Source organism: Blautia sp. St.27G3 (assembly GCF_059728505.1).
In genome coordinates this window covers 434,229-448,201 of sequence record NZ_BAAGFO010000001.1, presented here as the reverse complement: position 1 = coordinate 448,201, position 13,973 = coordinate 434,229, and the positions used below count along the sequence as shown (strand labels likewise).

Genomic DNA, 13,973 nt, shown 5'->3' with positions numbered 1-13,973 from the left:
TCACCTCCTAAATTGCCATAGCTTCCAAAATACTCACGGCGTACTCTATGGCGAGAATGTCGTTTGTGAAGCGGTCGGTGTCTGGGTGTATGCTTGCCAGGGCTCTGCGTTCCTCTGCCAGTTTTTTGAGTTGAGCGGTGGCGTCTATGCGAGTTGCCGGCCTGGCCTTTTCGGGTTCTTCTTTTGGCTCTGTCAGCTTTTGCGTTTCTCTGGCTTCGAGCTTTTCCGCATTTTCCACGATCTCTTGCTTGATTTCCTCTGGTGCGTCGGAGAGGTCGGTCGTCTCGTCTGCCGGTTCGTTGCTTTCCGTTACGGCTGCGGCTTCGGTTTCGGTCGGTTGCTCCGGCTGGATCCTTTTCCCCAGCTCCCAGCTGTCGTCCCTGAGTGCGAAGGCGTCGCCCATTTCGATTATGTCCGGGTAGTTGGAGAGTGCCACCTTCATGGCCGGCTCGTCGATTTCGTATGCGTAGTAGGTCACATTTGTGAAGCCCATTTTTTCGAGGCAATAACGCCCTGTCCCTATTCCGTCATACATGGATAAAACGACGATTTCCTCGTCCCTCGGCACGTCTTTGAGTACTCCGTTCAGAATATGGATGATAACCTCAGCTGTCCAGCCGTTCCCCAGTCCCTTGTAGCGTTGCGTATTGCTCACGGCGGCGGTGTAGCCGTCCGGGAGCGTCTGGAGGCGCTCACACTCCACTGGCGTTAGCTTGCGGATTATATAGAGTCCGTCCGGCAGTTTAATGGGGTACTTTTTCCCTTTGATCTCAATTTCACCATTGATTACCTCATAAATGGGTTTCCCTTCGATTGTTTTCTCAATCTGCGTGGCGTAAAGTCCAGTTTTTGCACCTACGCCGCCGCCATTTCCGCATAGTGTGACGGATTTCCCTTCTGGCGAATATACTCGGTATTGCTGGCTGTCGTGCTCTGGTGTTTTTGCGCTGTTCTCTATGGTTCCGATCCTGATAGGCTCTGCCACCATGCTGTCGGTTTGCACTGTTGTGATTGCGTTCGCTTTTGGCTCTCCGCTCGTTTCAAAGCGTCGGTAGAGCTTTCCGTCGTCCTCCCGGCGGTTCCTATATCCTACGCCCACCGGCTCAGCTATGCAGTCATATTGTTGTTTTGCTGGGTTTGGGTGGTTTATTCTCGCGATCAGATTTCCCTCCAGTTTCCCCATGTGGGCGTCTACTGTCCGAGACTTTCCGCTTGCCAGAGGATTGATGCAGAGGGGGCTATCGCTTATTTTTGCAAGCTCATAGCCTTTTTCGGTGAAAACCGCAGAGGTTTCTAAAATATCCCTCAGTAATATGCCGCGATCCTCCGGCTGTTCTACGCTCCAGTTAAAAGCGTAGAAGCGCTGGCGGTTCTGAGCGCTCACCAGTGCGCTGTTTATGTGCATAAGCTCCACGCCGAGCTCCCGGCTGATCTGGTCTTTGATTGCCTGAGCTGCACTTTTGTTGTTCTCATAGAGGAAAAAGTCAGGCTTAAACTTCTCTTTTGCGATTAGGTAATTTTTGAAAAGCTCCCAGCCGAGCCCTTTAGCCTCCACCTCTCTGTTTTTCTTCTGGGCGACGCTCCAGTATGTGCAGGGAGAGCCGCCTATCAATAATTTTTTCACGGTTTTGCCTCCATTTCTAAAAAATCAAATATTGTCATTTGCGCGGCCTCCCAGTAGAACGGCTCGAAGGCTTGTGTCGGGGTTCCTTCTCGGTTAAATTGTCCCCCCCTCGGTTGCAGGTTCTCGGAGTGTTCCAGCTTTATGAGCCACTCCACGAGCTCCCGGTGGTTTTGGTATAGGTGCCTGAGCTCTGTCGGCCCGGCGTTCGGGCAAAACCAGCAGCCATTCCGGCGGGCGAAGCCATAGATCGGGGAGAGCAGGCCGTGATCCTCGCATAGTTTCCGGGTCATTTCCTCGGTGTAGTTGTATTTTGCCAGCAGCGACACGCGGTTGGTGCCCTCCAGTCGTTTGAGGCGCTCCGGCTCGTCGATTGCGATCCCAACATACTGCTCCACGTTGTCACCGATCTGGGCTTTCCAATATCTTTCGATCGGCCTTGTTTTACAGTCTCGATTGATTGAGCAGCCGACGAACGAGGGGAAACCGCGTTTCATTCCTTGGCTTTTCCCTCTTATGAGCAAGTGATTGAAGCTGTCGAGGTATGTCACCTCGCCGCGGATCACCGTCACCTTGTAGCCCCATGCTTCCAGCTTCGGGATCGCGGTGTTGTAGATAAAATCCCGGTGTTCTGGCACCTCTCCGCTGATCTCCTTGCTGAACATAACCTCGCAGTATATGATCTCGTCGAGTGGTTCCCCGTGCTCGTGCGCCAGAATAACGCTGGCGAGGCTATCCTTGCCGAAGGAGCACGAGGCGACGTATTTCTTCGGCTTTTGCTCGGCGCTCACCGGGCCCTCCAGCTTTCGCCGGTGGTGACTATGGCCACGCACATTTCCCGGAGCCGGTCGATCGTAGCGTCGGCGGTGGTGGGATCCCCGAAGTCCTTCGGCGTCAGCCTGCGGACGAGCTCGGTGTCTGAGTAGTTGGTGGTGATGATTGTCGGCATATATGCCTCATACCGCGCGTTGATTATGGCGTAAACCTTGGACACGGCCCACTCGGTCGCGGGTTCTTTCCCCATGTCGTCGATCACGAGCAGCGGCACGGTCTTGTAGGTGCTCAGGACGTTGCCCTCGCTGGTTTCCCCACCGTATTGCCTGCTTTGCTCGTAGGTCTGCTTAATGCGATCCAGCAGGTCGATCATAGTCATGCAGATCGCGGCGGTGCCTTGCTGCATGAGCTGGTTCGCTATGGCAGCGGCGAGGTGTGTCTTTCCGGTTCCTTTCGGGCCGGTGATGAATAGGCCGTTCCGGCCGGGCTCCGGGTTGTTCTTTGGCAGCTTCTCCCGGAAGGTGTCGGCGTATGTCTTGCATACCCGGCAGGCTTTCTGGTTGTCCCGTGTTGGCTGGAATGTGTCGAAGGTGCGGCGCAGGAAGCGGGCGTTCATGCCGCTGTCGCCTATGATCCGGCGCACGCGGCGGCGCATTTCCTCGGCCTCCTTGGCCTCGCGCTCGGCCTTTTCCTTTGCCTCCCGTTCTGCCTTTTCTCGCTCGTATTCAGCCACGGCCTCCGGGCAGTCGCAGCGCTCCGGCCCATACGGGGCCCACATGATCCGCTCGCCGAGCTTGAAGCCCTTCGTCAGCCTTGGCTTGCCGCAGTATTTACACGGCACCGGATCGGGAGGGTTGAAGCCCGCAGCCTCCGGCGAGTTGCTGAGGATCCACGGATCCGGCTTTTCAGGATCCGGCTCAGCTGTCTGCCATTGTGAAGCCAGAGAGGGCCGTCTCGGTTCCTGCTCCGTCTGCGTCCGCTGGCCTGCCAGAATGTCCGCTATTGTTTCCATGGCTCTGTCCTCCTTTCAGCTTGTCGTTGTCGTATTTCCCCTCCAGCACCTTGCTCATGTTCGTGGGCCGGATCAGCCAGTCGAAGTCGGCCGTCCAGCCGCGGTCGTTGTCGCCTTTCAGGAAGTCCGACGCCTCGGCCCTCTCGAAAAGTTCCCGGAAGGCGTCGATCGTCTTGTATTTCTTCCAGCGGGCCGCGATTTGCTTCTCGCGGTTGCCCTCAATAGCCCGCAGCGTGGGGTAGCTGGTGCATATCGTGTGATAAAGCTCAACGATCCGGGCGTAGGGGACGGGCTGCTGCTGGCCCCCTTTAGGGGGTAGGGGGTGTTGATCTATATCTGTCTCTGTATCTGTTACTGTCTCTGTATCTGTTACTGTATCTCCTTTTTTTGCTTCGCTTTGCTTTTCAGAAAAAGCATTTGCTTTTTTTGCTTTTCCGTCTGCGTCCTTTGCTTTTGTCGGCCTGCCGCCCATTTTGCCCGCCTCGCTGCGCTTTTTGACGGTTTCGGCGTACTTCTCGGCGTCTCTGTCCATTTGTGCCTGAATGAAGGAAAAGGCCATGAGAGCGGCACCTTCGAGCTCTGGCTGGGTGTTATGTTCGCCGTAGTCCAGCAGAGCCATGAGCAGCTTCCCGCGTTCCTCGTCGTTCAGGAGGGCGAGGTGCTTTCGGTAGTCGTAGTAAAGCAAAAAGCCTTTCTTTGCGTCCTGAGCCATAGCTCTGCCTCCTTTCTGTTATCCTGAATAGCTGTCTCCATAACCTCCACCGCCCGACTCCTTGCCGTCGGCGAAGTAGATCCGGGAGGCGTTGACTTCCACGACTTTGTGCCGCTTGCCGTCGTTGCCTTCATATTTCCGCGTGGAAATGCGGCCCTCAACGACTACTTGGCGGCCTTTGGTGAGGTAGCGACCGCAGAACTCGGCCTGCTCCCGCCAGCACACGATCGGTATATAGTCCGGCGGTGTGTTCTTGTCTTTGCTTGGCACCTGCACGGCGAGGTCGAAGCTCGCCACCGGTGTGCCGCCCGGCGTGTATCTGATTTCCGGTTCCTGAGCCAGACGGCCCAGAAGCCCCACATGGTTAAACATTAGCGGTTCCTCCTTGCTTTGCGTTGTCCAGCGCGGTGCAGATTTCGTCATACTGCTGCCGCGTCAGGTTGTGCGGATCCTGCTGCCCGTATTTCTGGAGGATCCGCGCGTTGACTTGCTGCTGGTTCAGGCCCGCGTCCTCGCCTTTGCGATACATGCGGGAGAGCTGCGCGTCAGATAGGGGCCGTGAAGCGCCTGTGTGCCCGTTCTGGGCGTTGTGCGGTGCCGGTTGGGTATTTCTACCCTGAGCACCGCTTTGAGGCTGTGTGGGCGGCTGTGGCGCTTGCTGGCGTCCCTCGCTGGCGTGATCCTGCATGTCGGGATCGTCGTCGCCCTGATCTATGCCGAATTTTTCAAAAAGGTAGTATTTGAGGCAGTACGTCCACGCGGAGCCCTTGGCCTTATCCGGGCCGCCGTCATTGGTGCCGATCGCGTGCAGCGTTACCTCCAGCTTATCCTCTGGATCGTCCGCGTTTGTCCAGCGGAGCGTCAGGTCGGCCTCATACACCCACACGACGCGATCGCCGTTCCGGGTGTGTTGCACGAAGCTGGAATAATACACGAGATCCCCGTTCTCGGCGTGTCTGGTGGCCGTCTCGCCCACAATGTCGAAGTTGACGCCGTACTTGTTCATGGCCGGGGTGAGAAGCTCGTAAACGTCGAAGATTTTCGCAAATTTATACTTTACGCCGTCGCTGTGCTGTTTCTGCGTGATAGAGGGCACGGCCTCCCGGAGTTTGACGAATTTCTCTTGAAGGCTCATAGCCTCACGCGGCGGCGCTCCCGGCTCTTTTTGCTGGGTTGTCTCAGTCTTTGTAGCTGCTGCCATAGTTCGCCCTCCTTACACGTCCACGGAGAAGGTGTCCGGCTTCTCGATTGCCTTCACGCCGTCCACGATCTCGCCGGTTTCCTTGTCCACGACGCTGCCTCCCATGATTTCGAGGCGCTTTTTGTATTCGCCCCACTTGGGTTTTTCCTCGGTCTTGATGAACTCCAGATTGCCGGAGGCTTTCAGGAACTCCACCAGCTTGTCGTCGTCCTTTTCCATGGAGGTCCCGCCGAACTTGCGCGTCAGCGTACCAGACAGAAGCCGGTAGCTTGCTTTGGTCTTGGTGGTCTTGTGCGGCACCATCTCGAAGTATTCCGCGAGCTTTGAGGTCAAGAAACGGGTGCCATTTTCAAACCGGCGCTCGGCAGCTGCCACCTTTTCCTCAATGCGGGCGATCTGGGCCTCTGCCAGTTCCCTGATCCGGGTGAGCTCGGCCTTTTCCTCGGCGATTTTACGGCAGGCCCAGTCCGCGCAGCCGTCGTCGGTGATCCTCCATGCCGGGCGCGGCGCGTCCTCGGTTTCCGCCAGCTCGAAGGCGTCCATGCTTTCCAGCTCGTCGAGGGTGACTGCCGGGGCCTCCGGTTCTTGCTGAGCCAGAGCCTCGCCCGCTTCGTCTGTGGTGATACCGGCAGCAGCGGCCGCCGTGTTTTCTGCGTTTTCTGCGGCGATTTCCTTCGCCTTGCTGATTGCTTTACCCATTGTTCTGATCTCCTTCCTGATTGTTCAGCGCCTCCCGGAGCTGTCGCCGGGTTTCCTGATGTTCTCCGATCTCTGCCCGCAGCTTGGCCTCAGCCTCTTTGAGTGCTGCGTCCTTGGCCTGCCAGTTCTGATACCACTCGTCCGAGGACTTCTCGGCCTCGTCGCGCTGGCGCTCGGCTTCGATTGCGCGGGCCGTCATAGTTGCCAGTAGATCTGCCATGAGCTCGATCGGGGTTTTGGTTTTCTCGTCCATTACTGCGCCTCCTTGAAAAATTTGTGATGGTTTATGGTCATAACGTACACTTGCGACTCGTGCCACTCGCTTGACGCCAGATCCGGCGCGTAAAAATACTTGATCGGCTCGGTTGTGGCGACGTGCCCGAAGTCGAACACGGCCGCCACGGCTGCCAGAGCTTCGTCTGTCGGCTCCGGCCTGCGGGTGCTGTATGTGTACCGCTCCAGAGCTTCCAGCGGCCGGATCCCGTCGTCCTCACATGCTTGGAGTATGCACTGGGCCACGGCCACCTTGCCCGCGTAGGGCTCGCCGACGGCCTCGGCGGTGATTGCCGACGCCAGCTCGTAGCGTTCCTCGTCTGTTATGGTGTAGCGTTTTTCAAATCCTGCCTCTGCCGCCCATGCGTTCGTCAGGCCCTCCATGTTTACCGGGTAGCCTTCGCCGTCTCTGAAAATGTAAACGGCAGGCTGTGAAGGTTCGGGCTCTGGCGCTGTCGTAGCCTCTGCCGTCGCTTTTGGCTCTCCGGTAGTTCCCGGATCCTTGTCGCTGCCGGTTGTGCAGCGCGTGAGGAAAAAGACGATCAGCAGGGCCAGCAGTACGGCCAGCAGCGTGCGCCAGTTCAGGCGCTTGCATTTTGCCGCCAGCCGGTGTAAAATAGGCGTAGGCTTTCGGCGTCTGCGCTGATAGCTGCTCCTTGAACGGCTGCCCGGTGGTGTCGAGCGGCCGTTCTTTTTTTGTGGTTCTGTCATAATGCGGCCTCCAGTTCATAGCGTTTTACGGTGTAGCGGGAAAATGCCCGCTCCCGGATCGTGTCGGCGGTCAGCAGCGCGAGGTAGTCCTCGCCGTAGCTTTCGCCGGTGTGCAGCTTATTGAGGGCCAGCTTCCTGCGGGCGTATGCCTCGCACTCCCGGAAAAGGTCGATCGGGGTACACCAGCCCAGTGTCTTGTCGGTGTTGGCTTTCAGGGCGTCGCTGCGTTTGTCCTCGGCCCGTTTAATTGCCCGGCGTCCCAGGTCTGCTGTGGAAGCGGCCGCGCTCGGCGTATTGAGCCCCAGCGCTTCGGCGATCTCTCGGTAGCTGTACCCCTGCGCCTTCATGGTGAGGACGGCGAGCTGTTGCTCGGTCAGAACTTCCAGCAGCGGCATGTATTGAGCCGCCACCACTTCGTCCTCCCGCTGGTACGGCAAAAACTGCGGATCCCCGATTACGTCGTACAGTGTCAGGCCGTCCTCGGTCATTTCCGCGTCGAGGCTGAGGGGCTGGATCCGGCGTCTTTGTTTCCGGCGCTCTTTGTCGATCTCCGAGTCCATGGTGTTGCCCGCTATGGTGGTAAAAGAATATTGTCGGAGCTCCGGCCTTGTGGTGTAGAGCCGGACGGCCCGCAGGTAGCCGAACACGGCCACGTCATACCACTCCGAGGCGTCCAGCCTTTTGCCCCGGAGATATGAATAAATGGTTTGATGATACCGGGCGGCGAGTTCTCGCTGCTCCGGCGTCAGCGGGGTGTTGTGGTTCATGCGTTTACCCCCCGCGAGATTTTCCTTGTTTTCCATGGGTGTGCCTCCTATTTCTTTCTGTTTATCAGACTGAGCGCGATCAGCGTCGCGCAAATTATCAGGGTGATGATCACGGCGTTGCTCATGCTTTCGCTCCTTTCGCCAGCGCCGGTAGGGTGTAGCTCGGCGACTGCATGTATTTGTTGAAGCGCTGCGGCCAGTAGGTTACGCCGTCGAGGCGAAAACCGCTGACGCCGTACTTCGGGTTGTAGCCGAATATGTTCACATACTCCAGAAGGTCGGCCCGCTCGTCGTCCATGGCCTTGCATACCTCAAACAGTGCGGCCACGTCGTCGATCGCCCGGTGGGAGTTCTGCACTTTGTCCTCCAGCTTGTAGGCGACGATCGCGTTCGCCAGCTTGTGAGGATATGCCCGGCGGTCTTTGTAAACCGTGAGGCTGTCCAGATAGTCCGCGCCCTCGAACAGTTCCTCACCGTCAGCGACGTGCCGCCAGATCATAGCCCGGCAGAAAAGGAGGTCAAACTGTGCATTGTGGGCCACCAGCAGCACCGGGCCGCCCCGGAGCATGTCGGTGAAGCGTGCTGCAGCTTCTCCCTCGGTCACGCCTTCGGCCTCCAGCAGCTCGTCGGTGATCCCGGTCAGGTTGGTGATCTGCTCCGGGAGCTTCTCGCCCTCCGGCAGCTTCACGAACATGTCGGCGGTGTCTGCCATGCGGAGGGTGCCGCGGGTGGTTTGCTCGATCCTGATCGCTGCCAGCTCAATGATCTGGCAGGTGTTGGCGTCGAGGCCGCTCGTCTCGGTGTCGAAAAATACCACGGCTTTGTACTTCGTGAAAACGTCCGCGAGGTTACTCATGGTCGGCCGCCTCCTTCCCGATCGTCACCGTCAGGGTGTTGGCTATTTTGAGCTGCTGGCTGATATTCCGGTACAGTTCCACGGCCGCGTTCACCTGAGACAGCGGCAGTGCGAGAGCTGCGGCCTGCTGGAGCTCTTTGTCGGTGGCTGCGTGCGCTGCTATGCGCTTGAAGCCTTCGGGATCCTTGCCGCCTGCCGTTTCATAAAGGGCGGTCAGTTGGCGGGCCAGCACAAGCCGCACAAGAGTGGGTAACTTTACGGATCCGGGCAGCGTATCAGACGACGGCGCGGCCGCGTTCTCCTTCGGTTTGTCGGTCTGCTTGCTGTCCTCGTCGTCCAGATTATCCAGATCGCCAGAGTCGCCAGAGTACCGGACAAAAGCGGAGCGGAAGCCGAGGCGCGCGGCGACGTAGGAGCGGGGAATGGCGCCGTCGAAGTAGAACACACCAGCGTGCGCACCGTAGGTCCAGTGGCCCCCGCGGAACACGATCCTCTCGCCGTTAGTGTCCAGCCAAAAGTAGTCCGTGCCGTCATATCCGGGCGCAGGGTAGAGGCCGAGCTCGATCAGCTTCTCCGGCACGTCCAGTGCCGAAGCCTCCAGTTCTGTGAAGCGCACGCCGTCATAGTCCTGATCGTCCGGTGCTATCGGCTGGAGCTTGATCTTTCCGTTCTCTACGTTGTAGTAAATGGTGTCGCCGTCTGGTGTATAGAGAGGCGTCCACTCTTTCGAGTCCTTGGACTGATCCGCGCCTGCTGCCGCTTCGTTGTCGGGTATCACCTGCACCTGCCCGTCTACGAAGCGGATCCCGCCGACGTGCTCCCAGATGTTGCCGCACATGTCGGCCACGCCCTCGGCGGTGCCGTCGTGGTTCCACGTTACCGGGCCGGAGCCGGTCAGCGTTTTGCAGCTGCCGCTCGCGTCTTTGAACGTGACGCCGGTTTCCTCCGGGTGGCTGTGGCTTTTCCCGCGATCCGTGTTTCCGCGGGGGAGGGTGCCATTTTTGCGGCTCTGGTGTGCAAGCGCCGCCCACTCGTCATTAGTGATTAAGTGCCAGCCGGGCCCCTTGCTTTCGCAGAACCGGATCGCCTCGTCGTGGTTGATGTTTACGGCGGGCTGCTGGTAGGGCAGGGAGTATGGCCTGCCGCCGATCATGGTGTTGGGGTATTTGCCGATCGCGTACTCCTTCACGGCCTTGCCTTTCAGCGTGGCCGGGAGGCCCAGCTCGTCGGGTGTATATACCACCAAAATGTCCGGGATCCCCCGGTCGTCAAAAATAACCTCGTTTCTCATGTGTTTGCTCCTTTCAGATTTTCAGCTCCGTGGCCGTTTGTACTTCGCCCTGCACCGCGGGCAGAGGTAGCCATGCCACGGGATCACCGCTTGTTTGCTTACATTCCATTCCAGCCCGCACTCGCGGCATGTCTCATACCGTGCGCCGGTCATGCGCCGGGCATGAGTACGGGCTCGTGCCGGTTTTTTACAGCCGGAGCCGCTACTGCTTTTCCTGCCGCTACTGCGGTTTCGGGCTCGCGCTTGTCTTGACAGTCGCAGCGTTCACCGGGATCCAGATGGCTGCCACAATGCGGGCATACTCTGTACGGTTTGCTCACGGGATCACCTCCTATCCAGACGCGGCGGCCAGTTTCCGGGTGAGCTGCTTCATAAGCAGCCGCCGGTATTTCTTGCGCGTTCGCCGCTTCTTTGCGTGCTTGTATAAATGCCACCACTTCGGGCGGTCGTTTGCGTTGTAGAGCATGGCGTCCACGAGGTTGTTCACGGCCTCAGCGGCGGCCTTGCCTATGGCTGCCATAAGTTTGCCGAGGGCCTTCGCTGCCTCGTTCACCCAGCTTCTCACGGACTCCCAGAACTTCACGATCTGCGGCGTGATTGCGTCCAGCAGAGCGGCGGCCGTGTCCGGCGTGAGGGTGATCGTCAGATCCATGGTGGGCGGGTGTTCTGCCTGCTGTGCGTCCTCATGCTGTCGATCCGCGGCCATGAGCTCGTGCATGTGCTCGTAGTCCTTCGGGCTCATGCAGCCGTCGTAGACGTAGGGATCCGGCCCCTCGGTGGTCGGCTTTCCGTACCATGGCATGTCGGCCGGTACGCCCTCCGGGCGCGGCTCCGGTTCTGCCGGAAAAGCGGTCGATCCGTCCAGTTGGTTGTAGCCGTTGTCATAGTGCCAGCGGATCCCGGCGGCCAGTTCTGCCGCTGTCATGTCCTCACCGAAGTGGCCGCAGTAGTAACCGTTGAGCATTACGGCGTTCGGATCCTGCTCCAGCACCTTGCGGGCCAGTTCCAGATCCTCCGGCTCGAAGGTGTCGTCGTCGCAGTTGAGCCACACTGCCTGAGCGTTCCAGCTCCGGCCGATTTTCCAGACGATCACCCACGCGATCCCCTCGCGCAGCTCGTCGGCCCATTCTCTTGCGATTGCGTTCAGCGCTGCCATGGTTCCACCTCCTTGTCGATATGCACAACGGTGAAAATATCCTCAACTTCGTGCCGGGTTATGTAGGTGTCTGTCCCGTCCATGCCGAGGAACTGGAGCAGAGGCTCGAAGCCGTCGAGCATGTAACTGGTGACGGCCACGGCATTGAGCCGATACACGCTCACCTCTACAATGCAGGGACGATCGCCCGCTTCCAGTACGGCCGGGAAAGACGCCCGGCACAAGAGCGTGGCGTCATATTTGAAGTTGTTAGCGTCTGCCATGCTGGTGCCTCCTTTCTTCGGCTGCTATATGCCTATTACTCCGGCCGGTTCTGGCTGGTCGGCGTCCTCCGGTTTTCGCCCGCGCTTTTTGAAGTTCTCGGCGAGGCGTCGCTGGGCCAGCATGGCGCTGTATTCCCGCCGCATGTTGCGGTCAAGTTCGCCGGTTTCGCCTCGCTTTAGTTCCTTGTAAACGGTCGCCACATGGACGCCGATCTGGTCGGCTATGTCCTGAACTCGCTCGCCTTTCAGATAGAGAGCCTCCAGCTTTTGCCGATCGGCCAGTGTCATGTATCTGTATCCACTCACGATCTCACCTCCTTCTCGTGGTCGCTTGCCGTACTCGGCCATTTTGTAAAATCTGTATTTTCGGGCGTGTTCTTGTCCACCGGCTTTCACGCGCTCCGGCTGGCGTCTTTTGTCTGGGCCGCCTTGACCGTATCGGCTTTCACCTTAAAAGCCGCAAACTTGTTGAACGACATGGAGCCTTTTATGGCGTTGTTGCTCTCCACCGCCTCCCGGTTTTCCCCTTAAAAACCGGGCAAAAACTTGTTAGCCTACACCGCAAAATACAGACTTTATAAAATGGCCGCGTCTGGGCTTTTCTGTGTTTCTGGGTAAAAAAATAATGCGTCGGGAGGCTTTCGCTTCCTTTCGCATTTAATAATACAATTTGCAATACTGGCAAAATTTAAAAAAATAAATTGACAATTTTTGATCTTTGTGGTATAAATATCTGGTGAGTTATCATATAGGGGTTTGGTCAAGTGGTATGACAGGAGTCTCCAAAACTCTTAGTGGGAGTTCGATTCTCTCAACCCCTGTTTAACAGAACCTGAAATTTCTCAAAAAAAGGAATTTCAGGTTTTTTTGTGCGAAGATACAAGGAAAATAACGGCTGGTCCAAACCTGATGATCAATATTAAGATAAATGAGCCAGAACATAAAAAGACCCCTATGCAATACATGCACAGTGGTCAAAATGGATTTTATCCTACAAGTGTACTGAATTTATTTATAACGCCGTATCTCAGCCGTATTATTTAGTGTTTGGGCCTGAAGCATATCTGTATGGGCGGCCATTTCATCCAAACGTTCATCAAGTAAATAGCGATCTTCTCTATATGTACCATAAAACTCTAACGTTTTATCATAATTATTATGAACAGTATCTTTGATATCTGCAACATCAGTCTCCAATGTTGCTAACCGTTCATCAACAGTGTGTAAATGATTATCCACATTTTGTAATCGTTCATCGACGGCCTGTAAATAATTGTCTACATTTTGCAGGTGTTCATTCATTTTTTGCATTTCGGTTAACATGAGATCAAGTTTTTCATCACTGTTCATTTATCTACCTCCTCCTCGTAATATTTTTCTATAGTCTACCACATTTTAAAGATAAAGTCTATTTTATAACTGTGAAAAGAAGAACGGGATACCGGTGTTTTTCATAAAAAATTTTCCATCTAATAACCTGTGTTGTTTTATTGAGGAATTTGAGGAAGAATTTTGTGTGTTTTTCGGGGATGATTTGCTTGACATATATGTGGATATTCAATAGAATAAAAGTGTTGCTTTGTTGTGCATTATTACGGGAAATAAAGGGAATGAAGTTTACACGACCGTATATTTTTCCTAATGTACACAAATCAGGTGGTACGGACAGCAGGGGTGACCGCTGTCAAGTGTCATAAGAAAAGGAGACATACAGTATGGTAAAGTATATCTTAAAGCGGCTTGGCATGGCGTTTGTCACGGTCTGGCTGGTTGCCACGTTAACGTTTTTCCTGATGAATTTGGTGCCGGGTGGCCCGTTTTTATCAGAAAAAGCTGTCAGTCCCAAGGCTATGAAGGCCCTGGAAGCAAAGTATGGGCTGGACAAGCCATTGTTTGAACAGTATCTCACTTATATAGGAGATGCAGTACATGGTGATTTTGGGGACAGTCTGAAACAACGTGGACGTACGGTATCCAAGATTATATCCACAAAATTTCCGGTATCTGCACGGCTTGGCGGTATGGCTGTTCTGGTTGCATTCTGTATCGGAGTGCCACTGGGATGTATTTCGGCTCTGAACCGAGGGAAAATCGGGGATAACATTATCATTGTTATAGCGACCTGCGGAATAGCAGTGCCCAGTTTTGTAATCTGTACAATGCTGATGTATGTATTCGGTGTGCGGCTCGGCTGGCTTCCGACGCTTGGATTGTCGACCTGGAAGCATTATATTATGCCGGTGATTGCGCTTGCTTTTTATCCGACTGCATACATAACCCGCCTGATGCGTTCTTCTATGCTGGATGTACTTGGACAGGATTATATGCGTACGGCGAAAGCAAAAGGACTGAATCAGTTTGTCAGCCTGTTTAAGCATGCGCTTCGAAATGCGATCCTTCCGATTGTTACTTATATGGGACCGTTGCTTGCCTATACGGTAACGGGCAGTTTTATCGTAGAGAAAATTTTTACAATTCCGGGTCTGGGAAGCGAATTCATCGGTTCCATTACAAACCGTGATTATACGGTAATTATGGGAACAACGATTTTCCTGGCGACTTTAATGGTATTCATGAACGTGGTTGTCGATATTGTTTATAAGTTGGTTGACCCGCGTATCAAACTGAAGTAGGAGG

At 55.8% G+C, this 13,973-nt stretch carries 18 protein-coding genes and 1 tRNA gene; 2 read left to right on the top strand and 17 right to left on the bottom strand.

Annotated features, from left to right (window positions below; all coding sequences use genetic code 11):
* Window positions 1-7 precede the first annotated feature (7 nt).
* The 16 genes from AC6I2O_RS01945 to AC6I2O_RS01870 form a co-directional block, all read right to left on the bottom strand.
* Window positions 8-1,624 carry a DNA cytosine methyltransferase gene (locus tag AC6I2O_RS01945; protein ID WP_497741640.1) on the bottom strand — a complete coding sequence of 539 codons (1,617 nt, stop codon included), beginning with the start codon at window positions 1,622-1,624 and terminating at the stop codon, window positions 8-10.
* Window positions 1,621-2,412 (bottom strand): phosphoadenosine phosphosulfate reductase, encoded by a 792-nt coding sequence (locus AC6I2O_RS01940; protein ID WP_497741639.1) that lies wholly within the window; start codon window positions 2,410-2,412, stop codon window positions 1,621-1,623. The genes AC6I2O_RS01945 and AC6I2O_RS01940 overlap by 4 nt, the downstream gene beginning before the upstream one ends.
* Complete coding sequence (locus AC6I2O_RS01935; protein WP_497741638.1) at window positions 2,409-3,407, bottom strand: ATP-binding protein; 999 nt, start codon at window positions 3,405-3,407, stop codon at window positions 2,409-2,411. The genes AC6I2O_RS01940 and AC6I2O_RS01935 overlap by 4 nt, the downstream gene beginning before the upstream one ends.
* Entirely contained in the window at window positions 3,313-4,119 is an 807-nt protein-coding gene (locus AC6I2O_RS01930; RefSeq protein ID WP_497741637.1) for a DUF6291 domain-containing protein, read from the bottom strand. Before AC6I2O_RS01930 ends, AC6I2O_RS01935 begins: the two co-directional genes overlap by 95 nt.
* 18 nt (window positions 4,120-4,137) lie before the next feature.
* Window positions 4,138-4,491, bottom strand: coding sequence for a single-stranded DNA-binding protein (locus tag AC6I2O_RS01925; protein ID WP_497741636.1), 354 nt, complete (start codon window positions 4,489-4,491; stop codon window positions 4,138-4,140).
* Window positions 4,484-5,320: an ERF family protein gene (locus AC6I2O_RS01920; RefSeq protein ID WP_497741635.1), complete on the bottom strand. Its 837-nt coding sequence runs from the start codon at window positions 5,318-5,320 to the stop codon at window positions 4,484-4,486. Before AC6I2O_RS01920 ends, AC6I2O_RS01925 begins: the two co-directional genes overlap by 8 nt.
* A 12-nt stretch (window positions 5,321-5,332) precedes the next feature.
* Window positions 5,333-6,019: a host-nuclease inhibitor Gam family protein gene (locus tag AC6I2O_RS01915; RefSeq protein ID WP_497741634.1), complete on the bottom strand. Its 687-nt coding sequence runs from the start codon at window positions 6,017-6,019 to the stop codon at window positions 5,333-5,335.
* Window positions 6,012-6,272: a hypothetical protein gene (locus AC6I2O_RS01910; RefSeq protein ID WP_497741633.1), complete on the bottom strand. Its 261-nt coding sequence runs from the start codon at window positions 6,270-6,272 to the stop codon at window positions 6,012-6,014. Before AC6I2O_RS01910 ends, AC6I2O_RS01915 begins: the two co-directional genes overlap by 8 nt.
* The gene (locus AC6I2O_RS01905; protein WP_497741631.1) at window positions 6,272-7,003 is read right to left on the bottom strand and encodes a spore cortex-lytic protein; all 732 of its coding nucleotides are present in this window, start codon (window positions 7,001-7,003) and stop codon (window positions 6,272-6,274) included. The genes AC6I2O_RS01910 and AC6I2O_RS01905 overlap by 1 nt, the downstream gene beginning before the upstream one ends.
* A complete protein-coding gene (locus AC6I2O_RS01900; protein ID WP_497741630.1) occupies window positions 7,000-7,806 on the bottom strand; it encodes a sigma factor-like helix-turn-helix DNA-binding protein in 807 nt (268 codons plus the stop codon). Before AC6I2O_RS01900 ends, AC6I2O_RS01905 begins: the two co-directional genes overlap by 4 nt.
* Window positions 7,807-7,891: 85 nt before the next feature.
* Window positions 7,892-8,626, bottom strand: coding sequence for a 3'-5' exonuclease (locus AC6I2O_RS01895; RefSeq protein ID WP_497741629.1), 735 nt, complete (start codon window positions 8,624-8,626; stop codon window positions 7,892-7,894).
* Window positions 8,619-9,917: an SUMF1/EgtB/PvdO family nonheme iron enzyme gene (locus tag AC6I2O_RS01890; protein ID WP_497741628.1), complete on the bottom strand. Its 1,299-nt coding sequence runs from the start codon at window positions 9,915-9,917 to the stop codon at window positions 8,619-8,621. Before AC6I2O_RS01890 ends, AC6I2O_RS01895 begins: the two co-directional genes overlap by 8 nt.
* Window positions 9,918-10,066: 149 nt before the next feature.
* The gene (locus AC6I2O_RS01885) at window positions 10,067-10,237 is read right to left on the bottom strand and encodes a hypothetical protein (RefSeq protein ID WP_497741626.1); all 171 of its coding nucleotides are present in this window, start codon (window positions 10,235-10,237) and stop codon (window positions 10,067-10,069) included.
* A gap of 11 nt (window positions 10,238-10,248) precedes the next feature.
* Window positions 10,249-11,073 carry a hypothetical protein gene (locus AC6I2O_RS01880; RefSeq protein WP_497741625.1) on the bottom strand — a complete coding sequence of 275 codons (825 nt, stop codon included), beginning with the start codon at window positions 11,071-11,073 and terminating at the stop codon, window positions 10,249-10,251.
* Complete coding sequence (locus tag AC6I2O_RS01875) at window positions 11,061-11,336, bottom strand: hypothetical protein (protein WP_497741624.1); 276 nt, start codon at window positions 11,334-11,336, stop codon at window positions 11,061-11,063. Before AC6I2O_RS01875 ends, AC6I2O_RS01880 begins: the two co-directional genes overlap by 13 nt.
* A 24-nt stretch (window positions 11,337-11,360) precedes the next feature.
* Window positions 11,361-11,642 carry a helix-turn-helix domain-containing protein gene (locus tag AC6I2O_RS01870; RefSeq protein ID WP_497741623.1) on the bottom strand — a complete coding sequence of 94 codons (282 nt, stop codon included), beginning with the start codon at window positions 11,640-11,642 and terminating at the stop codon, window positions 11,361-11,363.
* 444 nt (window positions 11,643-12,086) lie between these two features.
* Here AC6I2O_RS01870 and AC6I2O_RS01865 point away from each other — a divergent pair.
* Window positions 12,087-12,157 (top strand) — tRNA-Trp (locus tag AC6I2O_RS01865).
* A 187-nt stretch (window positions 12,158-12,344) separates the two neighbouring features.
* Here the strand turns inward: AC6I2O_RS01865 and AC6I2O_RS01860 are convergent.
* Window positions 12,345-12,686 carry a hypothetical protein gene (locus AC6I2O_RS01860; RefSeq protein ID WP_120393578.1) on the bottom strand — a complete coding sequence of 114 codons (342 nt, stop codon included), beginning with the start codon at window positions 12,684-12,686 and terminating at the stop codon, window positions 12,345-12,347.
* Between the two features lie 365 nt (window positions 12,687-13,051).
* Here AC6I2O_RS01860 and AC6I2O_RS01855 point away from each other — a divergent pair, with 365 nt between their 5' ends.
* Window positions 13,052-13,969 (top strand): ABC transporter permease, encoded by a 918-nt coding sequence (locus AC6I2O_RS01855; RefSeq protein ID WP_120393577.1) that lies wholly within the window; start codon window positions 13,052-13,054, stop codon window positions 13,967-13,969.
* Window positions 13,970-13,973: the final 4 nt, after the last annotated feature.